The 20645-nt window shown below is 70.6% G+C and carries 17 protein-coding genes, 1 pseudogene and 1 riboswitch; of the genes and pseudogenes, 10 read left to right on the forward strand and 8 right to left on the reverse strand.

All coding sequences use genetic code 11. From position 1 onward, the window contains the following. Window positions 1-181 precede the first annotated feature (181 nt). Window positions 182-736 (forward strand): PaaI family thioesterase, encoded by a 555-nt coding sequence (locus tag FrCorBMG51_RS21265; protein ID WP_371390707.1) that lies wholly within the window; start codon window positions 182-184, stop codon window positions 734-736. Window positions 737-1414: 678 nt separating this feature from the next. Here FrCorBMG51_RS21265 and FrCorBMG51_RS32725 read toward each other — a convergent pair. After that, complete coding sequence (locus FrCorBMG51_RS32725) at window positions 1415-1669, reverse strand: hypothetical protein (protein WP_268760589.1); 255 nt, start codon at window positions 1667-1669, stop codon at window positions 1415-1417. Next, a complete protein-coding gene (locus FrCorBMG51_RS21270; RefSeq protein WP_476742226.1) occupies window positions 1666-2592 on the reverse strand; it encodes a branched-chain amino acid ABC transporter substrate-binding protein in 927 nt (308 codons plus the stop codon). The genes FrCorBMG51_RS32725 and FrCorBMG51_RS21270 overlap by 4 nt, the downstream gene beginning before the upstream one ends. Window positions 2593-3403: 811 nt before the next feature. Between FrCorBMG51_RS21270 and FrCorBMG51_RS21275 the strand changes: the two genes are divergently transcribed. Then, on the forward strand, window positions 3404-4267 hold the full coding sequence (locus tag FrCorBMG51_RS21275) for a 3-hydroxybutyryl-CoA dehydrogenase (protein ID WP_047224792.1): 864 nt from the start codon (window positions 3404-3406) through the stop codon (window positions 4265-4267). 21 nt (window positions 4268-4288) lie between these two features. Beyond that, window positions 4289-5449 (forward strand): acyl-CoA dehydrogenase family protein, encoded by a 1161-nt coding sequence (locus tag FrCorBMG51_RS21280; protein WP_047224793.1) that lies wholly within the window; start codon window positions 4289-4291, stop codon window positions 5447-5449. Between the two features lie 145 nt (window positions 5450-5594). On the opposite strand, the gene FrCorBMG51_RS21285 is transcribed toward FrCorBMG51_RS21280, so the two are convergent. Continuing rightward, on the reverse strand, window positions 5595-6644 hold the full coding sequence (locus tag FrCorBMG51_RS21285; RefSeq protein WP_047224794.1) for an LLM class F420-dependent oxidoreductase: 1050 nt from the start codon (window positions 6642-6644) through the stop codon (window positions 5595-5597). Window positions 6645-6797: 153 nt separating this feature from the next. Next, entirely contained in the window at window positions 6798-7181 is a 384-nt protein-coding gene (locus FrCorBMG51_RS21290) for a VOC family protein (RefSeq protein WP_013873475.1), read from the reverse strand. A gap of 964 nt (window positions 7182-8145) precedes the next feature. Between FrCorBMG51_RS21290 and FrCorBMG51_RS21300 the strand changes: the two genes are divergently transcribed. The 3 genes from FrCorBMG51_RS21300 (at window position 8146) to FrCorBMG51_RS21310 (ending at window position 11184) form a co-directional block, all read left to right on the forward strand. Beyond that, the gene (locus FrCorBMG51_RS21300; protein WP_157180611.1) at window positions 8146-8817 is read left to right on the forward strand and encodes a hypothetical protein; all 672 of its coding nucleotides are present in this window, start codon (window positions 8146-8148) and stop codon (window positions 8815-8817) included. Between the two features lie 226 nt (window positions 8818-9043). Continuing rightward, window positions 9044-9919 carry a PP2C family protein-serine/threonine phosphatase gene (locus FrCorBMG51_RS21305; RefSeq protein ID WP_047224797.1) on the forward strand — a complete coding sequence of 292 codons (876 nt, stop codon included), beginning with the start codon at window positions 9044-9046 and terminating at the stop codon, window positions 9917-9919. Between the two features lie 59 nt (window positions 9920-9978). Beyond that, the gene (locus tag FrCorBMG51_RS21310; RefSeq protein ID WP_052914915.1) at window positions 9979-11184 is read left to right on the forward strand and encodes an MASE1 domain-containing protein; all 1206 of its coding nucleotides are present in this window, start codon (window positions 9979-9981) and stop codon (window positions 11182-11184) included. A 48-nt stretch (window positions 11185-11232) separates the two neighbouring features. Here FrCorBMG51_RS21310 and FrCorBMG51_RS21315 read toward each other — a convergent pair whose 3' ends face one another. Continuing rightward, window positions 11233-11955: a TetR/AcrR family transcriptional regulator gene (locus FrCorBMG51_RS21315; RefSeq protein WP_083731120.1), complete on the reverse strand. Its 723-nt coding sequence runs from the start codon at window positions 11953-11955 to the stop codon at window positions 11233-11235. 586 nt (window positions 11956-12541) lie between these two features. Here FrCorBMG51_RS21315 and FrCorBMG51_RS21320 point away from each other — a divergent pair. Next, a complete protein-coding gene (locus FrCorBMG51_RS21320) occupies window positions 12542-14242 on the forward strand; it encodes an ATP-binding SpoIIE family protein phosphatase (RefSeq protein WP_157180612.1) in 1701 nt (566 codons plus the stop codon). 283 nt (window positions 14243-14525) lie between these two features. On the opposite strand, the gene FrCorBMG51_RS21325 is transcribed toward FrCorBMG51_RS21320, so the two are convergent. Further along, window positions 14526-15500: a nuclear transport factor 2 family protein gene (locus FrCorBMG51_RS21325; RefSeq protein ID WP_047224798.1), complete on the reverse strand. Its 975-nt coding sequence runs from the start codon at window positions 15498-15500 to the stop codon at window positions 14526-14528. Window positions 15501-16084: 584 nt separating this feature from the next. Then, window positions 16085-17230, reverse strand: a complete 1146-nt coding sequence (gene nicT / locus FrCorBMG51_RS21330; RefSeq protein ID WP_086055606.1) for a Nickel transporter NicT — start codon at window positions 17228-17230, stop codon at window positions 16085-16087. A gap of 440 nt (window positions 17231-17670) precedes the next feature. On the opposite strand from nicT, the gene FrCorBMG51_RS21335 reads away from it, so the two are divergent. The 3 genes and pseudogenes from FrCorBMG51_RS21335 to FrCorBMG51_RS31965 form a co-directional block, all read left to right on the forward strand. After that, window positions 17671-17967, forward strand: a complete 297-nt coding sequence (locus tag FrCorBMG51_RS21335; protein WP_013873467.1) for a hypothetical protein — start codon at window positions 17671-17673, stop codon at window positions 17965-17967. 171 nt (window positions 17968-18138) lie between these two features. Then, window positions 18139-18750 carry a superoxide dismutase gene (locus FrCorBMG51_RS21340; protein ID WP_013873466.1) on the forward strand — a complete coding sequence of 204 codons (612 nt, stop codon included), beginning with the start codon at window positions 18139-18141 and terminating at the stop codon, window positions 18748-18750. 247 nt (window positions 18751-18997) lie between these two features. After that, window positions 18998-19174 (forward strand): annotated as a pseudogene (locus FrCorBMG51_RS31965) (MFS transporter); the annotation flags it as partial. Window positions 19175-19377: 203 nt separating this feature from the next. Here FrCorBMG51_RS31965 and FrCorBMG51_RS21345 read toward each other — a convergent pair. Beyond that, window positions 19378-19812: an ArsR/SmtB family transcription factor gene (locus FrCorBMG51_RS21345; protein ID WP_047224799.1), complete on the reverse strand. Its 435-nt coding sequence runs from the start codon at window positions 19810-19812 to the stop codon at window positions 19378-19380. Between the two features lie 143 nt (window positions 19813-19955). Then, a riboswitch (cobalamin riboswitch) is annotated at window positions 19956-20142 on the forward strand. Window positions 20143-20645 lie beyond the last annotated feature (503 nt).

Genomic DNA, 20645 nt, shown 5'->3' on the forward strand with positions numbered 1-20645 from the left:
CCCGCCGCGGCACGGCGCCCGGTGCGCCGCCGTCACGGTTCGCCGGCCCGCCGGCCGGCCCCGCGGTATGCCGGTATGTGGGTGTTGAGATATGTAGGTTTTTGATATGACAGATTCGCAGACTTCACGGAGCGCCCCGCCATCAGGGATCGCGCCGGGCCCGTCGGCCTTATCACACACGGTGACGGCTCCCGACCGCGGCTCCGCTGACTCCACCCGCCACGGTCCGGCCGACGGCAGCGCCGATGACCACGTCATCGTCGCCGACCCTTCCGACCGGGTGGCCGTGCTGGAGGCGGTCAATGCCCGGCGCGGTGAGCTCGCCGAGCGCATGGGCCTCACGATCGTCGAGGCGAGCGCCGAGCGCGTGGTCGCGACCATGCCCGTGGCGGGCAACCGACAGCCGTACGGGCTGCTGCACGGCGGCGCCTCGGTGGTGCTGGCCGAGACGATCGGGTCGATCGGCGCCATGCTGAACGCCGGTCCCACCAGGGCGGCGGTCGGTATCGAGATCAACGCCACCCATCACCGGGCGGCGTCGTCCGGGACGGTCACCGGCGTCGCGACCCGGGCACATGCCAGCCGGGCGCTGGCCACCTTCGACATCCGGATCACCGATGACTCCGGGCGCCTGGTGTGCACGTCCCGCCTGACCTGCATGCTGCGCGACCGGATACCGGCCGGTGGCAGCGTCCCGGCATCGACCGGCAACGGTGACAGCGGCCGGAGACAGTAACGCCGAAGGCAGTAACGCCGAAGACAGTGGCACCGGAGACAGCGGAGCCGGAGACGGTGCCCAGGCGCGTGTGTCGGCCGCCACGTGACACAAGAGCGACAGGAAGGCCCGGCGGTGGGCTGCGCGCCGGCCGGCGGACGGGAACGAGACACCACCACAACGCCACAGAACCGCTGATCAGCGCGGGAAAACACAGTGCACAAACAACAGGCGGGGGCGCTCCGCCTGGCGAATTGACGCCGACGGCGGTTGGGTCCTAGCGTCCACTGGCAGTGGGACCCGGGATGGACGAGTAGATAACGTCCGCACACGGGGAAGGTGCGGACGGCGCCAAAGGCCGTCCCGGGTTTCACTCATTCATCTGCCGCTTATAACTGTTCGCTGGCTGTCCGCCAACCGGCACCCTGCGGATTCGAATAGTCGGCGCGGCGGGGCGGTGGCACCTGCCAGGCATGCGGTGCCGGCGGTCACGGTTGTGCGGATGTCCGCTTCCCCACGCCCCGTCCGCTGCCGACGGCCATCCCGCGGGGCCGCGCCGGTCCGGCCGCCCGGCGGTGGGTGGCCCGGCGCGGCGGGCGGCCCGGCGGCCTTCGCGCCGGCAGACGGCCGGGGCACGTGACCCGTCCGGCCCGGAGTTCGACCAGCGCCGCCGGCTCGGGGCCGATCAGCACCTTCGGCTCAGGGCCCGATCAGCGCCGCGGTGGTTCCGAGCAGGTTCCGCCGGCCGCTGCGGACCTGGTAGACGTACACGACGGTGTCGGCGATGTCACCGTTCGGAGCGAAGGCGACCCGCCTGGTGACGCCCTGGATGTCGACCGAGGCGAACGTCTGCGTCACCGCATCCCGGCCGGCCTCCGGCCCGAGCGCGCGCAGCGCCTCGACGACCGCGCTCGTCGCGTCGTACGCCTCCCCGGAGCAGGTGCCCGGTTTCACGCCGCCGGTGACCCGCTCGTAGTCCGCGACGAAGCCGGCGGCCCGCGGGTCGCCGACGGGGNGTCGCCGACGGGGTCGCCGCACGGGCCGATCAGGTAGGCGCCCTCGGCGCTCGCCGCACCCGCCTCGGTGACGAACCGGTCGCCGGTCGCCCCGTCGCCACTCATGACGGCTCCGCTGAACCCTCCGGCGCGCAGCGCCCCGGTCAGCGGCGCGAATTCCTGGTGATAACCGGCGTAGAACACCGTGTCCGGATTCCCGGATATTATTTTCGCAGCCTCGACAGTGTAGTCCCTGGTGGGCCCGACGGTATCGTGCGTGACGGCCACCCCCTGGGTCCGCAACTCCTTCTCGAACGCGCCGGACAGTGCCGTGCCGTATGCGCTCCCGTCGTCCAGGGAGAACACCTTCCGGGATTTGAGCGCCTTCGCGACGTAATCGGCGGTGGCGGTGCCCTGGACGGTGTCGGAGGCGGCCATGCGGTAGAAGCTGACGAAGCCGAGCCCGGTCAGCCGCGGATCCGTCGCCGCCGGGCTCACCGACAGCAGACCGGCCTGGCTGTAGAGCGCTTCGCTCGCCCTGACGGCGTCCGAGGACAGCGGCCCGACCACGGCGATGACGTCCGGATTGTCGATGAGCGTCTGGGCGGCGCTGGGCGCCTGCCGGGCGCTGCCGGAGTCGTCGGCCGTCACCAGGCGGAGGGTGAACGGGAGCCGCCCGCTTCTGTTGGCCTGTTCGACCGCTGTCCGGGCGCCGTTGGCCGCGTCGAGGCCGAACTGCTGGTCGGCGCCGGACAGCGGCCCCTGGAAGCCAATGGCGTACTGGGCGCGCCGGCCGCCGGAGAGCCCTCCCCCGCACGCGCCGGCGGACAGCGCCACCGCGAGCACCCCAGCGGCGGCGGCCGTCACCGTCCGTATGGCCATGCTGTTCCGCTTCACCGCTGTCCCCTCACCACTGCTCCCCCGCCCGTTCCGGCCCGCCCGTTCCGGTAGGCCTCCCGGGCGCTTTCCGGCGGTTCCCGGGCGCGGCGCGGCAGCCGCTTGCGCGCCGCCGCTCTCTGCCGCCGACCGGCCCTGCCCGCGGCCGGCTGCCCCGGACGGACCACCGCGGATCCCGCCTGCCGGATGCCCCGCCTGCCGCCTCTGCCCCGCCCACTCGTCGAACCGTCCGTAACATAACCACTACAGCAAGTGCTCGAAAACTTGACGTACACACGCCACGGAAATTCATACCGATCACACGAAATCCCGCCGGATATCACCGGATTCCGCCATGTCGTGTCGCATAAATCTGAATACGGCAGGATTCCACCGAATTCCGCTGGACGCGGACGCCCACCGCCGGAGCCGGCCAGGAGACGGCACGGCCGACCGCCCCCGTCCGCCCTCGGCATCAGCGGCCGGCGGAGCCTGCCCACGAAGCGGCGTAACGGACAGTACTGTCCGGATGTCTCCGCGGCTCACCGTCCGCCTCCGGGATTACCTGTAAAGATCACCGGATGCCTCTGGCCGGAGCCGACCACCCGACCCAGAGTGATGGGTGGTGATGGGTACCGTATCGACGGCAGGAAGCTTGTACATCCGATAGACGGATGTCAAAATATCTCTCGCACGCGACGCTGAAGCTCTCATCCGCCGACAAAATCCGGAAAGATAGCGAGCCGGTGTGGGATCAGCGCCCATGGACCGATACGAGCAGTGACGGCCCACCGGGCCAGGACGAGGAGAACTGGACATGAGTGGGATCCAGCGGGTGGGGATTGTGGGTGCCGGGCTGATGGGGTCCGGCATCGCCGAGGTCAGCGCCCGGGCAGGACTGGACGTTGTGGTGACCGAGGTGAACCAGCTCGCGCTTGAGACGGGAGCGCGGCGGATCGAGAAGTCGTTCGAGCGCGCGGTCCGGGGCCAGAAGCTGAGCGAGCAGGAGCGTGACGCTGCGCTGAGCCGGCTGCGCTACACCACCAACCTGGACGAGTTCGCCGACCGGGACCTGGTGGTCGAGGCCATCGCGGAGAACGAGCAGGCCAAGCTGGAGGTGTTCACGGCGCTGGACAAGGTGGTGGCCGCGCCCGACGCGATTCTGGCGTCGAACACCTCGTCAATTCCGATCATGAAGCTGGGTATGGCCACGACCCGGCCCGCGTACGTAGTGGGCCTGCACTTCTTCAACCCGGTACCGGTGCTGAAGCTGGTGGAGCTGATCCCGTCGCTGCTGACCTCCGAGGAGACCCTGGCGGCCGCGACGGACTTCGCCACCGGGACGCTGGGCAAAACGGTGATTCGTTCGCAGGACAGGGCGGGCTTCGTGGTCAACGCACTGTTGATCCCGTACCTGCTGTCGGCGATCCGGATGATGGAGTCGGGCTTCGCGTCGGTGGAGGACATCGACAACGGCATGGTGCACGGGTGCTCCCATCCGATGGGTCCGCTGCGGCTGGCGGATCTGATCGGCCTGGACACCGTGAAGGCGGTGGCGGAGTCGATGTACGAGGAGTTCAAGGAGCCTCTTTACACCGCCCCGCCCCTACTGCTACGGATGGTCGACGCGGGGCTGCTGGGCAAGAAGTCCAACCGTGGCTTCTACGACTATCAAAGTTGATCTTCTGGAAAGGAGTCGGGGATGAGCCAGGGCTTCGGGCTTTACCAGCTCGGTGAGGAACACGACGCGCTGCGCGCGGCCGTACGCGCACTGGCGGAGAAGGAGATCGCACCGTACGCGGCGGAGGTGGACGAAGCCGAACGGTTTCCAGCGGAGGCCCGCGACGCCCTGGTGAAGGCGGATTTCCACGCGGTGCACATCCCGGAGTCCTACGGCGGCCAGGGCGCGGACGCGGTGTCGGCGTGCATCGTGATCGAGGAGGTCGCGCGGGTGTGCGCGTCCTCGTCGCTGATCCCGGCGGTGAACAAGCTGGGCTCGCAGCCGATCATCCTGTCCGCCGACGAGGAGCTCAAGCGGACGGTGCTGAGCGAGATCGCGGCCGGCGCCGGGATCTCGTACGCCCTCTCCGAACGGGAGGCGGGCTCGGACACCGCGTCGATGCGCACCCGCGCCCAGCTGGACGGGGACCACTGGGTGCTCAACGGCACGAAGGCCTGGATCACCAACGCCGGGGAGTCGACCTGGTACACGGTGATGGCGGTGAGCAACCCGAACGCGGACAAGCCCTCGCGGGGTATCTCGGCGTTCGTGGTGCACCGGGACGACCCGGGCTTCTCGGTGGGCCACAAGGAGCGGAAGCTGGGGATCAAGGGGTCGCCGACCCGGGAGATCCATTTCGAGAACTGCACGATCCCGGCGAACCGGATCATCGGCGAGCCGGGAACCGGCCTGAAGACGGCGCTGGCCACCCTGGACCACACCCGTCCGACGATCGCGGCGCAGGCGCTGGGGATCGCGCAGGGCGCGCTGGACGCGGCCGTGGACTACGTGCGCGAACGCCGGCAGTTCGGGCAGCGCATCGGGGACTTCCAGGGCATCCAGTTCATCCTGGCCGAGCTGGCGCTGAAGATTGAGGCCGCGCGGCATCTGGTGTACGCCTCGGCGGCGACCAGCGAGCGCGGTGGGCCGGAGGCGGGCTTCCGCTCCGCGGCGGCCAAGACGTTCGCCTCGGACGTGGCGATGTCGGTGACCGTCGACGTCGTGCAGCTGTTCGGTGGTGCCGGGTACACCCGGGACTTCCCGGTGGAACGGATGCTGCGCGACGCCAAGATCACTCAGATCTACGAGGGCACCAACCAGATCCTGCGCATAGTCATAGCCCGCCACCTGCTCCGAGGCTGACCCCCCGGCGCCGGCACAACGCGAGAACGCGAGGCCGACCAGCCCCGCGGGCGAGGTGGGCGTGGGCTCCTCCCGGAGCTCACGCCCACCGGCGTGTCACGCCTCCCGCGGCCCCGCCCGCCGCCCGGTCCGTCCTGGTCGACGATCAGTCGATGATCGCGCGTAGCTGTTCGACGGCCTGCACACGCTCGGCGTGCGCGGTCGCCAGCGGCGTCACGTGCAGGGTTGTGACGCCGGCTTCGGCAAAGGCGGCAACCCGCTCCCTGACGTACCCGGGCGGGCCCACCAGCGAGGTGTCCCGGACCAGGTCGTCCGGGATGGCGGCCGCCGCCTCGTCCTTGCGCCCGGCAAGGTAGAGCTCCTGGATGACGTCGGCGGCCTGCTCGTACCCGTACCGGCGGGCCAGGTCGTTGTAGAAGTTCCGGCCCTTCGCGCCCATGCCGCCGATGTAGAGGGCCAGCTGGGCGCGGTATGGCTGCAGCAGCCGCGGATCGTCCTGGTAGCCCTCGCCGATGGCGAGGAACACGCTGGCGGTGATGTCCAGCGGGCCGAGCTCGGGGTCGCGCCTGGCATAGCCCTCCCGCAGGGCGCTCCCCCACGCGTTGTCGGCCCTGTCCGGATGGAAGAACACCGGCAGCCATCCCTCCGCGATCTCGGCGGCCAGCGCCACGTTACGCGGGCCGATCGCGGCCAGAACGATCGGGATCCGGGGTCGGAGCGGACGATTTATGATCTTCAACGGCTTGCCGAGTCCGCTGCCCTGGCCTTCTGGCAGCGGGACCTGGTAGTACCTGCCCTTGTACACCACGGGTTCCCGCCGCCATACCTGGCGGCAGATGTCTATCACCTCGCGGGTGCGGCCCAGCGGCGCGTCGTAGAGGACACCGTGGAAGCCCTCGATCACCTGTGGCCCGGACGCGCCGAGCCCGAGCCAGAACCGCCCCCCGGAGACGAAGTCCAGGCCCGCGGCGGTCATCGCGGTCAGCGTCGGGGTACGGGTGTAGAGCTGCAGGATGGCGGAGGCGATCTCCAGCCGGCTGGTCCGCGCCGCGATGAAGCCGAGCTGGCTGACCGCGTCAAAGGTGTACGCCTCGGCGACCGAGACGATGTCGAGCCCGGCCTTCTCGAAATCCTCGAGCTCGGCGACGGCCTCCGTGAAACCACTGCTGTAACTCAGCGTCATGCCGATCCGCATTGCTCTCCCCAGTCCGGTCCGCAATAACAGTCACGACTGACCGGACGATACCGCTGGGGACCGGCCCGAGACAGAACTTCCACGGCGGTCGGCAGTCGGCGGCCGGCCAGCCGCTCCGCCCGTTCTCCGCCTGCCGCTGGCGCGGCCGGGCCGTCAGGTCGCGCTGCCGTAGGGACGGGTGAGGATCTCCAGCAGGTGGCCGTCCGGATCCTGGAAGTAGACCCCGCGCCCACCGCTGCCGTGGTTGATCTCTCCCGGCCGGCTGCGGCCCGGGTCGGCCCAGTAGCGGATGCCGCGCTCGCGGATCCGCCCGAAGATCTCGTCGAACTCCGTCTCACCGATGAGGAAGGCGTAGTGCTGCGGGGTGACCGCGCCCTTCGTCTCGGCGAAGTCGAGGCTCACGCCGTTGTCGGCCGTGACCACGAGGAAGTGCCCGAACGGGACTGGGGCCGCCAGCCCGAGGATGTCGGCGAGGAAGGCGGCCGACGCACTCCTGTCGTGCGCCGCCACGATGGTGTGGTTGAGCTGTACGGTCATGCCAGCGTCCCTCCTGTTCCGTTCCGTTCGCCTGTGCGATGCCGCACCTGTTCTCCCGGCTGTCGCGGTGGGCGGACGCGGACGCCGCGCGCCGGCGGGCGATCACGCCATGGCGGGCCGCCGGTCGNGGCCGCCGGTCGGCACGGCGAGCGCCTCCGACGCCGCCGCGGGGCATGTCGGGAAAGGCATGACAGCAGCCTGCAACTTCAACCGCACTTCAGGTCAACAGAGGACGGCGCGGAAGGTTTCGGCCGCCCGGCCGTCGTCACCCGGCCGGCCGTCGTCTCCCAACCGTCATATCCATGTTGTTGTCTCCCAGGTTGCTGTCTCCCAGCCGTTGTTTTCCGAACCTCTCCCAGGCGCGCGGCCTCCCGGGTGCGGCCGGCCGTCCGGGCCACCGCCAGCACCGTGGTCCGTCAGGATCCGGGGATGGGGAAGCGGCCGGGCGGATGGCGCGGGCCGCGCCGGCGGCCAGGGAGCGGGGCATGAGCAGCGGCACGGATGACACGGGCCACCGGGACGGCACGGCGACGACGGGCGCCGTGCCGGGTGCGGCAGTGGGCATCACGATGGGTGCTGTGATAGGGGATGTGATGGGGGATGGTGAGCAGCGGGTGCTCATCGGTGACCTGTCAGTGGTCGTCGTCCCCGGCCGTACCGTCGACCTGCGCGAGCTGCCGCCGTACAGCATCGCGCTGGACGGGGTCGTGCAGGGCCCGGCTCTCGACCTGAGCGCCCGCCGGCTGAGTTTCGACCACCACGGCGCCTGCATCCGGCTGGTGACCACGGCGACCTGCCGACAGGTCGCCGACGCGCTGCTGCTCGGGCTGGAGCCCCGGCGTTACACCGCCTATGTCAACGATCTCGACGCGGACACCGCGCTGGCCGTGGCGCTGCTGGCCCACCCGGGCTGGCTGGCGGCGGCCTCGCCAGTGCGCGGGCCGGTGCGGCGGCTGGNGGGCCGGTGCGGCGGCTGGTCGAGGCGGTCGCCGGGCGGGACGCGCACGGCCCCGCCTACCCGGTGGCCGAACCGGGCCTGCTCGCCGCGTTCGCCGCCCGGGTGCCCCTGCCCTCCCGAGCCGACGCCGGCAGGGGCAACGCCGCGCGGATGGCCGCCGACCTCGGCCGCTGCGTGGCGGCGATCGCCGAGCTGACCCGCGGTCTCGCCGGCACCGAACCGGGCGATCACACCGGCCTGGGCGATCCGGCCGACACGAGTGATCCGGTCCGGGCGGGTGGCCAGGCCGATGCGGATGATCCGGCCGGCCGGCGGCGGCCGGCGGCGTCGTTCCGGATCACCCATGTCGGGACGGGATGGGTGATGGCGACCAGCGACACCGACGCCTTCGACCGGGTGTACGAGGCGGGGCATGCCCGGGCGGTGATGTGGCGGCCGTTGCCCGACGGCTCGACCGCGTACACCGTGGGACGGCGCAGCGACCTGGTGGACGGCTTCCCGGTCGGGCCGGCCGAGGCGCCGGGGACGATCCTTGGCGCGCTCGCCGCGCGGGAGCCTGGCTGGGGCGGGGGCAGCTCGATCGGCGGGGCGCCCAGGCGTCCCGATGGCTCCCGCAGCTCACTGCACCCGGACGCGGTCTTCACGATCGTCGAGGCGGCCGTCACCGCGGCCGGCTGACCCGCGGGCCGGGGACGAGCACGCGGCCCGGGGAACGGGCGGCCCGGAGAATCCGGCAGCGCACCGGGAGCGGGAGGCGCCCCCCGCCCTGCCAGCGGCTGCCATCGGGCTGCCACGGGAGGGCGTACCGGGCAGGCCTGTGCCGAAGAAGGCATGCTCCGAAAAGGCCGACATGTTGTGGGACGGTTACCATGACCTACGGTCGAACCGACTTCCCGGAGCGGGTATGGCACCTCGGCGTCACTTCAGCCCTGAACCAGGGGACGACGAGCTGTCGCAGACCCTGGTGCAGCTCGCCGGCGAGGTGCTCGAGCGGATCAAACTCCAGCAGGTCCGGGTGGAGCTGGCCATGGCGCTCCAGCGCCACATCCTGCCGGTCGAGCTGCCGGTGGTGCCGGGGCTGCGGACCGCGGCGTGCTACGTCCCGGCCCGTCCCGGGCTGGACGTCGGCGGCGACTGGTACGACGCCTTCATGATGCCGGGTGGGACGGTCGGCATCGTCATCGGTGACGTGCAGGGCCATGACGTGGAGGCCGCCGCCTTCGTGGGTCAGGTTCGCATCGGGCTGCGCGCCGTCACTGGTGTCACCACCGATCCGGGAGAGGTCCTCGCCCGGATCAACGACCTGTTGGTGTCGCTGGGCTCCGGCCTGTTCGTGACGTGCACCTTCCTGCGCTTCGACCCGGCGTCCGGCGAGCTGGCGGATGCGCGCGCCGGCCATGTCCCGGCGGTCTGGGCCACCGCCGACGGCAGGTGCGAGACGGTGCTGGACGACGGTGGTCTGCCGCTGGGGATGTTCCCCGCCCAGCGGTATCCGGTGACCCGCCGCCTGCTGACCGGGACAGGAGCCTTCGTCCTGCTGACCGACGGGGTCGTGGAGGGGCCGGCCTTCCCGCTCGAGCGGGGGCTGGAGCGGGTGGTGCACGTCGTCCGCGGCGGCTGCGAGGCCGACCCGGACGTCCTGGCCACCAAAGTGATCGACGTCGCGGACCTGACCGGCCACTGCGACGACGCCGCGGTGCTCGTCCTGCGCCACGACGAGCAGGCCCGCGGCCCGCGGCAGGCGGCCCTGGCACCGTGCCGGCCGCGGGTGACGATGTGACCTCGCTCACACCCATGTGATCTCGTTCACACAAAGCACCGGGTAGCGTCGTAACAACCATGGCGGTCGACGAACGACTCCGGCAGTGGCTCCGTCAGGGTCTTCACCGGCGCCTTCGGCAACGCACCGTCTCCGGGCGCATCGTCCCGCGACGCGTCATCACTCACTGTGTCTCCGCCCAACGTGTTATCGCCCTGTGCGTTGCCTTCACCCTGCGCACCTGTGCGATCACGGCGTCCTACTACGCCGCCGCCAGGGCGGGGCTGCTGCTGGAGCTGGCGCACAGACAGGTCACGCCGCTGTGGCCGCCGACCGGTATCGCCGTGGTCTGTCTGCTGCTGCTGGGCCTGCGCATGTGGCCGGGGGTGGCGTTGGGGGCCTTCCTCGTCAACCTGTCGCTCGGCTCGTCCGTGCTGGTGGCCCTTGGTATCTCCGTGGGAAACACGCTGGCCCCCGTCACAGCCTGTCTGCTTCTTCGCCGTAGCGGTTTCCGGCCGGAGCTGGACCGGCTGCGCGACGCCCTGGCGCTGGTGTTCCTCGGCGCCCTGGCCGGAATGCTGGTCAGCGCCACCGGGGGCACCGGAGTTCTCACGCTCGCCGGTGCCGTACCGACGGACGCGTTCTGGTCGACGTGGTCGGTGTGGTGGACCGGCGATGCCATGGGCGTCCTCGTCGTCGTGCCCTTCCTGCTCGTCCTGCGCCGGATCCGGTGCCCGCGGGGCGCGGGCCCGCACCGATGGCTCCGATGGTTTGAGGCCGGGGCGATGCTGACGGTCACGGCCGTGGTCACGCTGGTGGCGACGAGAGGCACCGTCAGCCTGCTCTTCATCGTCTCCCCGGTCCTGATCTGGGCGGCGTTCCGTTTCCAGCTGGCCGGCGCCGCGCCGTGCGCGCTGCTCGTCTCCGTAATCACGATTTCCGCGGCGGCGGACGACGCCGGCCCGTTCCGCGGCCACGAGCTGTCCACCCGGATGCTTACCCTGCAGGCCTTCAACGGGACCACCGCGTTGATCGCGCTGTCCCTGTCGGCGCTGGTCACCGAACGGAACCGGACGCATCAGCGGATCGTGCGGGTCTGCCAGGAGCTCACCGAGGCGGTGGCCCGGCTCACCCCCGCTGACAGCGCGCCGGACACACTCGCCGTCCGCCGCCGGCCGCTGGAAAAGCCGGAAAGGGAAAGGACGGAAAAGACGGCCGATCCGGAAAGGAGCCCGCCCTCCCCTTTCGCACGGGCCAGCCGTCCGGCCGGACCGCCGCAGCCGTGACCCGGCCAACCGGGTCCTGGTACCCGACCGGGCAGGTCGCCGGAGGCCTCACAGGCCGAGCAGTTGGCGAGCCATCTGCTTCCACTGGGGCAGATGCGGGTCGCTCGCCGCCGTGCGCGGATCGAACCCGTAGGTCATCGCGGCCCCGCGCATGCTCGTCATCAGCAGCTCCCGCACCTGCGGGAAGGTCTCCCGGGACGCCAGCGCCGGGCCGAACGCTCCCTCGGCGGCGGTGCGGATCGCCGCCCCCAGCCGGCGCTCGGCGGGGGCCAGCGCCTCCCGCAGGGCCTCGTTGGTGCGGGCCGCCGTCCACAGTTCCATCGCCGCCCAGAAGTACGGCTGGTGGAAGGTGAACCACATCATCTCCACGGCCCGGTCGAGGCGGGCGGCGCCGTCGGGCAGTTCGTCCAGCAGCTTGCCGAAGTGCTCCCAGGTGGTGGTCAGCCGGGTCGTCACGAGGTGCTGGGTGGCCGCGACCAGCAGCACCTCCCGGGACGGGAAGTGGTGCAGCAGCCGACCCCGGGACACCCCGGCCTCCGCCTGGATCACCAGGGTGGTGGTGCCGGCGTACCCGTACCGCACCAGGCAGTCGACCGTCGCGTCGAGGATGCGCTGGCGGCTGTCCAGGGTGCGCTCCCGGTGGGTGCGCTGGCCGCCGCGGGCCGCCGGGCCCGGTGCCGCCGTGGCACCAGCGCCCGGGCCCGCGCTCTGCCGCGTGGGTTCGGCGCCGTCGGCGGCGGCTGCCCGGGAAGTGGGCCGGGATGGGGGCATGTACCGGACACTACCGCCCACCGGCCGTTTGACAGTCAGACCTGACCGCTACCCGGGCTGACCGGGGGCGGACAGCGAGCAGGAGGAGCACAGCCGCCCGCAGACGACAAAAACCATACATCGCTAGGATTACGGCAGTCCGACCCCGACCCGTCGACGAACCTCTGTTTTCCACCCGCTTCCGCCCGCTCCAGCGCCCCGCTCCAGCAGGCCCGGGAAGGATCCCGATGGGCGGTTACCCGCTCTTCTGGCCACCGAGCGGGCCGAACGGGCGGCACCGCCGACCAAGCACCGACCCCGGTCCCGGTCGACCGATCCGAAGGAGCCCCCGTGCGTACCGGACGTACACGCAGGACACGCCCCCGGCCGCGTTGCGCGCTGCGCCTCCGGCCGCGTGACCGCTCGGTTCGGACAGCTGGGAATATCCCGGTGGGAGCCGCCGGTGAATCGGCCGGGAAACCATATCGGATGGTATTCTGCGGCGTCGCCCCATGAGCCGGGCGTGTGCTCCTTCACCACGATACGGAGGCCTGGCATCGGGATCGTGTTTCATGCGACGTAGCTGGAATGTGCCATGGATCTGATAATGACCGGACAGCAGCAGAACCCGCACGATCTGTATCTGCTCTATGCGGCTGCCAAACGCATCGGCCGCTCACTGGACGTCGACCACACGGCCCAGGACCTGGCCGAGGTCCTCGTCCCCGCCCTCGGCGATGTGGCCACGGTCGATCTCAGTGACGCCGTGCGGGCCGGCGACGAGCCGCCGAAAACATTCGGCGGTGGGCAGCTGCGCCTGCGGCGTGTCGCCGCGGTCCGTCACCATGGTTCCTGGCATCCCGGATTCATCCGGACGGGCATGCCGGTCCCACCGTTCCCGGACGGGTTTGAAATCCGCAGCCTGCAGCGCGGCAAGGTTCTGATGGCCACCAACCGGGCGGAGGTCGTTCCCTACGCGGGCGATTTCACGGACGCGATGATCCCGCTGGACGCACATTCGGGGATGAGCGCACCCCTGTACGTCCGCGGCCTGCTGTTCGGGATCGTCAGCGTGTGGCGGACCGGTTCGACCCCGGTCTTCGACCGGGACGACCGCAAGCTGCTGCGGGAGATCGCCTCCCGTGCCGAGCTGAGCATCGACAACGCCCGCCGGTACACCCGCGAGCGCCGCGCGGCCATCGCGCTGCAGCGGGCCCTGCTGCCCCAGGCGAGGACCGACACCACCGCGGCCGAGACCGCCGGCAGGTACGTCCCGGCCGACCGCGGCCGCCAGGTGGGCGGCGACTGGTACGACGTCATCCCGCTGTCCTCACTGCGGGTGGCCTTCGTCGTCGGTGACGTCATCGGGCACGGCCTGCCCGCCAGCGCCACCATGGGACGGCTGCGCACCGCCGTGCAGACCCTGGCCGATCTCGACCTCGAGCCCGGCGAGCTGCTCGCCCACCTCGACGACCTCGTGCAGCGTCTCGCCAGTGAGGCCGACCCGGCCCGGCGGGACACGGTGGGCGCGACCTGCGTCTACGCGGTGTACGACCCGGTCGCCGGCCGCTGCGCGATCGCCAGCGCCGGGCACCCGCCGCCGGCCGTGGTGACGCCGGAGGGCAAGGTCGACTTCGTCGACGTCACCCCCGGGCCGCCGCTCGGCGTGGGCGGGATGCCCTTCGAGGTCACCGAGATCGCGCTGGCGCCCGGCAGCGTTCTCGCCCTGTACACCGACGGCCTGCTCAACCGGCACGACCGCGACGTCACCCAGGGAATGGACTGGCTCCACGAGCGTCTGGAATCACTCTACGAAATCGAACGGTCTCTGGACGACATCGGCCGGGAGCTCCTCGGCGACGTCTCCTCGGCCCCGCCCGCGGACGACATCGTCATGCTGCTCGCCCGTACCCGTACCGTGGTGCCCGAGGCCGTCGTCGAGTGGGAGTTTCCCGCCGACGCGTCCGTGGTCGCCGAGGTCCGCAACCTCACGACCCGGCAGCTGGCCGCCTGGGGCCTGGACACCCTGTCCTTCAGCACGGAACTGGTCGTCAGCGAGCTGATCACCAACGCCATCCGGTACGCGCAGGGCCCGATCAGGGTCCGGCTGATCCGCGACGACCTGCTCGTCTGCGAGGTCTCGGACGCCAGCTTCACCCAGCCGCGGCTGTGCTATGCCCGCAGCACCGACGAGGGCGGCCGTGGCCTGTTCCTGGTGGCCCAGATGACCCGACGGTGGGGCAGCCGCTACAGCCGCCTGGGCAAGACCATCTGGACCGAGCAGCCGACGCACCCGACGTACAAATAGGGCTTTCAGGCGTGAGCAGGGCGTCAGGATGTGCCTGGCGGATGTTCGACCGCGCGGGCGGCGTCCACATCGGCTGTCGACCACCATCCGTCGGACACGCCCTGGACGGGGACGTCCGGGGCCGCGGCCCGCGAACTGTGCGCGCACGCGAACAGGCGGCGGGCTGCGCTGGTATCCGGACCGGCTCTGTCACCGGATCTCGAATCCCCGCTTGGCACCGCCGCCGCAGGTCCCGCTCGCATCCCGTCGCGATCAGCGACCGGGTGTGTGTTCGGACCCCGTGCTATCCGGGCAGCAGGCTGGCCGGATCGAAGTTCTCGTCCCAGTAGTGCGGCCGGACGACCGGCACACCGAGCGCCTCGAAGACGGTGTTGTCCTCCCAGTAGGTCGACTCAAGGATGATCTTTCCCTCGGAGTCGAACTGGTGGAACGTCGAGCCGACGGTCTCCAGCGTCTTGCCGCTGGTGGGCAGGCCGCGGTAGGTCGTGGCCCCCTCGATCCGGACGTTCCAGTGGATGAGGCCGTAGCTGTCGTTGGCCCCGCCGAACCACGCGGTGGGGGTGAAGGTGTAGGTGCCGTTCTCCCCGCTGGCGATCCCGCCCAGCCGCTCCACGAGGGTCTCGCGGTCGGTGACCGTGTCGTCGAGGTGGTCGTCGACCTTGGTCCACTCGACGGTGAAGTAGTCGGCGTACAGGTCGGCCAGGGCGGCCGTGTCGCTGCCGAGGGCGGCGGCCCACCGCTGGGCGTGCTCCAGGCCACTGGCCGCCCGGGTGAAGGGGGCGCCGCCGGAGGTCTTCACCACGGCGGGCTTGGTGCCGGTCAGGCTCTTGGTGGGGCTGACGGGCCCGACCGCACGCAGCACCGCGGACGCGTCCCACCAGGAGGACTCGCGGGTGATCAGGCCCTGCTCGTTGTAGATGTGGAAGGTGTGGCCCTGGGTACCGAACGGCTTGCCCGCGACGTCCAGGCCGAGGAAGACCGCGGCGTGCTCGGGGCTCCACTCCCAGCGGAGCAGACCCACCCGCTCGTCGCCGATGTAGGAACGAATCCGGAAGTTGTGGATGCCGATGCCGTTCTCCGGGTCCTTGTTCGCGTACGGGCCGAAAACGCGGTGCAGGTCCGGCTTGTTGTTGATGTTGTACTGGTCAAGCATCACGTCTTCGAAGATGAAACCGTCGTCGGCGTAGAGCTTGGAGACTGCCTCAGCGCTCTCCCGGAACGCCTTCAGCCACTTGATCCCGAAATTGTAGTGCGCCACGATTTCTCCTTGTCCTTGCACGAGCCTTCGCAAAGCCGGAACAAAACTTCAGGACTCCGAAATATCAACCTTCCCGGGAAGCACCAGCCTTCCCGGGAAATGTCAGCCCACCCGGGGGAACAGATAACAACAGCCCGCCACAGCAGCCGGCAGGACCCGGCCGACGCGTTCCGGCCGGGGTCGACACGAGCCGGCCGGCCGCCCGGACGAACAGGCCTCCGCCGACTGGACCCGTCGCGTCACACCGACGACCACAAACGCCCTGACCACCCGGTCCTCCACGTCGTCCGCCCGCGGTACCCCGCACGTTCGCCCTGCACGGAACAGATCCTCGTCCGCCGAAATCATTCTTTACACAGCCGAAGACGATATTCCGGGAGAGCGTGGCCCGCATCACCCTCTGGGATGAAGTCCGTCCGGCTGCGGGATGACCTGCCCGCCGCGCCCAGCTGCCGCGCCCAGCTGCCGAACCTGCCCGCCGAGCCACTCGTCGAGCCCGCCCGGCCGGCGGGCGCGTGCGCGGATGCGGGCAGGCTCAGCCGTTGCCGGGACGGCGGGCGTGCCGGGCGCGCGGCCGGCCAAGGTCAGCCCGCGGGCTCGGCCTGTCGGGCGTGCTCACCGCCGTCGGCGGACCACTTCTCCTCGATGCGCCCGTACTTCCACACCAGCAGCGCAACCGCCCAGGTGAGGACGAACAGGGCGACGACGAAGTAGCCGAGCAGGTTGAGGTCCAGGCCGCTGACCCAGTCCCAGAAACCGCCGGTGAGGCTCGCCTTCTCGGCGAGGATGCCGAGCAGTTCCACGGTGCCGATGAGGAAGGCGACCGCGACCGACAGCCCGGTGATCATAATGTTGTAGTAGACCTTGCGGACGGGCCTGGAGAACGCCCAGCCGTAGGCGAAGTTCATGAACGACCCGTCGATCGTGTCCAGCAGGCTCATGCCCGCGGCGAACAGGATCGGCAGCACGAGGATGGCGTACCAGGGCAGCCCGGCCCCGGCGGCCCCGGCGGCCAGGAACAGCAGCGCGACCTCGGTGGCGGTGTCGAAGCCGAGACCGAACAGGACGCCCAGCGGGTACATCTGCCACGGCCTGGTGATCGCCCTGGTGACGCGGCCGAGCAGCCGGTTCATCAGGCCGCGGGAGTTCAGCTGCTCCTCGAGGGCGGCCTCGTCGTACCGCCCGCGCCGCATCTCCCGGAACACCCTCAGGATCCCGAGCAGGACGCCGAAGTTGATCGCGGCGATGAGGTAGAGGAAGCCACCGGAGACGGTGGTGCCGATCCAGCCGGTGACGGCGTGCAGGGTGGAGCCGTCGTCCTCGACCTGCCCGGCCAGCGAACGTATCCCGATGCCGAACAGGAACGCCAGCGCGAAGACGATCGTGGAGTGGCCGAGGGAGAAGAAGAACCCGACCGACAGCGGCCGCTGGCCGTCGGTCATCAGCTTGCGGGTGGTGTTGTCGATCGCGGCGATGTGGTCGGCGTCGAAGGCGTGGCGCAGCCCCAGGGTGTAGGCGGTGACCCCGAGGCCGATGCCGAACACCTGGCCGTCGGCGCCGAAGTGGTAGTGCCGCGGGGCGACGATCGCGATCAGAGCGAACCAGCCGATCACATGCAGCCCGATGATGACGCCGGCCATGCCGGCCACGCTCGCCCACTCCCGTGGGCCGAGCGCCCGGCGGATGCGGGTGAACCGTGCCGTGGGCGAGGTGTCGACCTGGGCGGCCATGGCGGAATCCTTCCTGGCGGAGGGCCCCGGCAGCGCCGACGGGGGTGGATGCGCCTGCGGACGTTAACCATCCCCACCGCCTCCTGCAAGAGATTTGCAGGAGATAATAGATTGCATGGTGCCGCCATCGTCCGGTCGTTCGTCATCGACGTGACGCGTGGGACGCAACGGAGCGCGGCGGAACGTAGCGGAGGCCGTCACGGGAGCCTCAGCACGGTCACGAGGAGGCGGCACACCCGGCGACGAGGCCGGCTCCGATCGGTGCATATAGCAAATTATTACCTATAGTTACAAATGGGAAACATGCGACGATTGTCCTCCCGCCGGGGACAGCCACGGTTACAGGTTCATTGCAAGTACTTCACGATGACGTTCGTAACAGCGCCCGTGGACGCCGCGACAGGCATCGTTGTAGACAGCGCTGACGACAAGGAGTAGCGATGCGTGACATCGGGAGCGGCCCCGGAGGATGCCTGCCGGTGGCAATCGAGGTCATGACCGCCTACACCGACTCGGCCGACGACCCCGGCTTCTTCTGGACCAGTGTCCAACGGGTCATGGCCGACGGCGCCGACCGCGCGGACCCCGCGGCGGCCGTGGCCGAACTCGTCCTCGGCCTGTCCACGCTGTGCGGCATCACCCTCGACCACCTGGCCGAGCGCGCCGGTCCGGACAGCGGGCCCCGCGACGTGCTCGCCGCGATCCAGCGGGCCTACGTCGCCGAGCCGCCGCCCTGACCGGCCACCCGGTCACCCGGTCAACGGCCCTGCGCACGCATCCCGGCCAGCCAGGCGCCCGTGGAGCGCCGGGTACCGCGTAGCGTCAGGCCCCAAGGACCAGGAGCGGATCCACAGCGTTCTGTCCCGCACATATCCCATATCTCACCGTGATGAGAGGACTCCACACCCGTGGCGACCTACGCACTGCCCGACCTGCCCTACGACTACGCCGCTCTCGAGCCGTCGATCAGCGGCGAGATCCTGGAACTGCACCACGACAAGCACCACGCCGCCTACGTCGCCGGCGCCAACACCACCCTCGACAAGCTCGCCGAAGCCCGTGACAAGGGCGACTTCGCCGCCATCGTCGGCCTGGAGAAGACGCTCGCGTTCAACGTCTCCGGTCACGTCCTGCACTCGCTCTACTGGCAGAACCTCTCCCCCGACGGCGGCGACAAGCCCGACGGCGCCCTCGCCGACGCCGTCGCCAACGACTTCGGCTCGTTCGACGCGTTCAAGGCCCAGCTCACCGCCGCCACCAGCACGATCCAGGGCTCCGGCTGGGGTGTGCTGTCCTACGAGCCCGTCGCCGACCGGCTCCTGATCGAGCAGGTCTACGACCACCAGGGCAACGTCGGCATCGGCAGCACCCCGCTGCTGGTCTTCGACGCCTGGGAGCACGCCTTCTACCTCCAGTACAAGAACGTCAAGGCCGACTACGTCACCGCCCTGTGGAACATCGTCAACTGGGCCGACGTCGCGGCCCGCTACACCGCGGCCCGGCAGTCCCGCCAGGGCTGACCCGGCCGTGGCCGGCCGGCTGGNCGGCCGGCTGGTGACCACCGCTGCCGGCCGGCAGCGTCCCGGGCCGCGGGCCACCGCACGGGCCGCCTCATCGGTACCGCCGGGCGCCTGCCGCCACCGGTACCGATGAGGCCGCGCAACCTGGGGGCTGACGAGGCGGCCAGGGCCGCGAAAAACGCACCACCGTCAGGCCGCGTCGCTGTACCGCGACGCGGCCTTCGTGCGGTTCTGGTGCGCGCGCACGGTGTCGCTGTCCGGCAGCGCGGTGCCGGCCGTCCTGCTGCCGATACTCGTCTTCCAGACCAGCGGATCCGCGGCGTGGACGGCGGCGCTCACCGCCGTGGAGGCACTGCCCTACCTGCTGTTCGGGCTGGTCGCCGGCGCCCTCGCCGACCGGGTCGACCGCCGGCGGCTGATGGTCGGCTGCGATCTCGCGAACGCCGCGCTGCTGGCCTCGGTCCCGCTGGCCGACATGCTCGGTGTCGTCTGGCCGGCGGTGGCCGGGCTGCTGGCAGGGTCTCCGCATCCGGCGGACCGGGCCCTGGCGATCAGTCCGCGGGCAAACGCATCAGGAGCTTTCGCAGCCCTGATCGCGACGGGCCTGTCACCCCGAGAGGCAGGCGCTCAGCCCGTCGGGGGCACCGGCGCCGACGGATGCGCTTCCTCGTCGAAGCCGTCCGGGTGCGCGATGCCGTTGTGCGCGAGAGCGGGGGCGGGATGGACGCCGTCCAGCAGATCGACAATGCTGCTGTCACTGAGGGTGTAGCGGATGACACGTCCGTCCCGGTGCGGGGAGACGACGGCGTGGTAGCGGAGAATACGTAACGCCTGCGAGACCGCTGTGTCGTTCATGCCCACTCCGGCCGCCAGGTCGGAGACGGAGATCGGGCCGGCGTGACGGACCGCGAGCAGGATCGCGAGGCGTCCCGGGTCCGCGAGGATCGCGAACCGTGCCGCCCAGTGCTGGATGCGGGCCCGGTCCGCCACCGCGCCCGCGGCATCGCAGGCCCGGTCGCCGTCGATCACCTTGGCCGACCGGCCCGGCGCGATGCGGTGCATGGATCTCATACTCCCATCGACGGCCGCCACCCACGCCTCGCCCCGCGCGGCCCTGCCACCTGACCTGCCACCTGGCTGGTCATCCGTTCAATGGCTGGTCATCTGCTCAGATGTCAATTCTTGCAGGTGTTTGCTCTGGATGGGTAGCCTGATCCGGCCGTGGCGTTCGGGAAGCCGGTGGAGTACCGGCGCGGCCCTCGCCACTGTGATCGGGAAGTCTTCGGCCCTGTCCGCGGCGCAGCGGAGGTCACTGGGCGTCACATGCCTGGGAAGGCCGGCCGAAGGCGCGGACCCGTCAGCCAGGAGACCGGCCACGGCACCGGAAAGACCCATTCCACGAGGTGCTGGAGAGGCGGTCGGTGTACGTGGTGCCCGCACGTGCCGTCATGCGTACTGTCAGAATCTGTAGTACCGCCAGAAGCTGTGCCGCCAGCATTCCCGGCGGACCGCGGGCGCGGCGCCGACATCGCCGGTGGCAGCCTGATCGCCAGCGACAGCCGGATCGCCGGTGGCAGCCGGCCGTGCTGCTCGGCATCGCGGCCCTGGTCGCTTTCCTGGCCGGATGCGGCGACGGCGCCCGCTCGGCAGGGAGCGTGGCAGCCGACGACCGGGGCTGCATCAGCCGGTTCAGCCCGGACGTCGACTACTTCCCGGTCAAGTCCACGTTCACCCACGCCAGAAACGTGACGATCACCTACCACGGAAGTTACGAGATCCTGACGGTCAACCAGCCGTACCCGGGCGGGAAACCGGAGTCCTACGTACTCGTGCGGTGCGGTGCGCCGGCACCGGCGCTCACCGGTGCGCTGGCGGACGCGCCGCGGGTCGAGGTG

The organism is Protofrankia coriariae, assembly GCF_001017755.1.
Classification (GTDB): domain Bacteria; phylum Actinomycetota; class Actinomycetes; order Frankiales; family Frankiaceae; genus Protofrankia; species Protofrankia coriariae.

Coding starts and splice junctions, on each gene's coding strand:
- FrCorBMG51_RS21310 (WP_052914915.1), top strand. CDS start 9,979: ATGGCGGTCGACGAACGACTCCGGCAGTGGCTCCGTCAGGGTCTTCAC.
- FrCorBMG51_RS21315 (WP_083731120.1), bottom strand. CDS start 11,955: ATGCCCCCATCCCGGCCCACTTCCCGGGCAGCCGCCGCCGACGGCGCC.
- FrCorBMG51_RS21275 (WP_047224792.1), top strand. CDS start 3,404: ATGAGTGGGATCCAGCGGGTGGGGATTGTGGGTGCCGGGCTGATGGGG.
- FrCorBMG51_RS21280 (WP_047224793.1), top strand. CDS start 4,289: ATGAGCCAGGGCTTCGGGCTTTACCAGCTCGGTGAGGAACACGACGCG.
- FrCorBMG51_RS21335 (WP_013873467.1), top strand. CDS start 17,671: ATGCGTGACATCGGGAGCGGCCCCGGAGGATGCCTGCCGGTGGCAATC.
- FrCorBMG51_RS21320 (WP_157180612.1), top strand. CDS start 12,542: ATGACCGGACAGCAGCAGAACCCGCACGATCTGTATCTGCTCTATGCG.
- nicT (WP_086055606.1), bottom strand. CDS start 17,230: ATGGCCGCCCAGGTCGACACCTCGCCCACGGCACGGTTCACCCGCATC.
- FrCorBMG51_RS21285 (WP_047224794.1), bottom strand. CDS start 6,644: ATGCGGATCGGCATGACGCTGAGTTACAGCAGTGGTTTCACGGAGGCC.
- FrCorBMG51_RS21345 (WP_047224799.1), bottom strand. CDS start 19,812: ATGCACCGCATCGCGCCGGGCCGGTCGGCCAAGGTGATCGACGGCGAC.
- FrCorBMG51_RS21290 (WP_013873475.1), bottom strand. CDS start 7,181: ATGACCGTACAGCTCAACCACACCATCGTGGCGGCGCACGACAGGAGT.
- FrCorBMG51_RS21305 (WP_047224797.1), top strand. CDS start 9,044: ATGGCACCTCGGCGTCACTTCAGCCCTGAACCAGGGGACGACGAGCTG.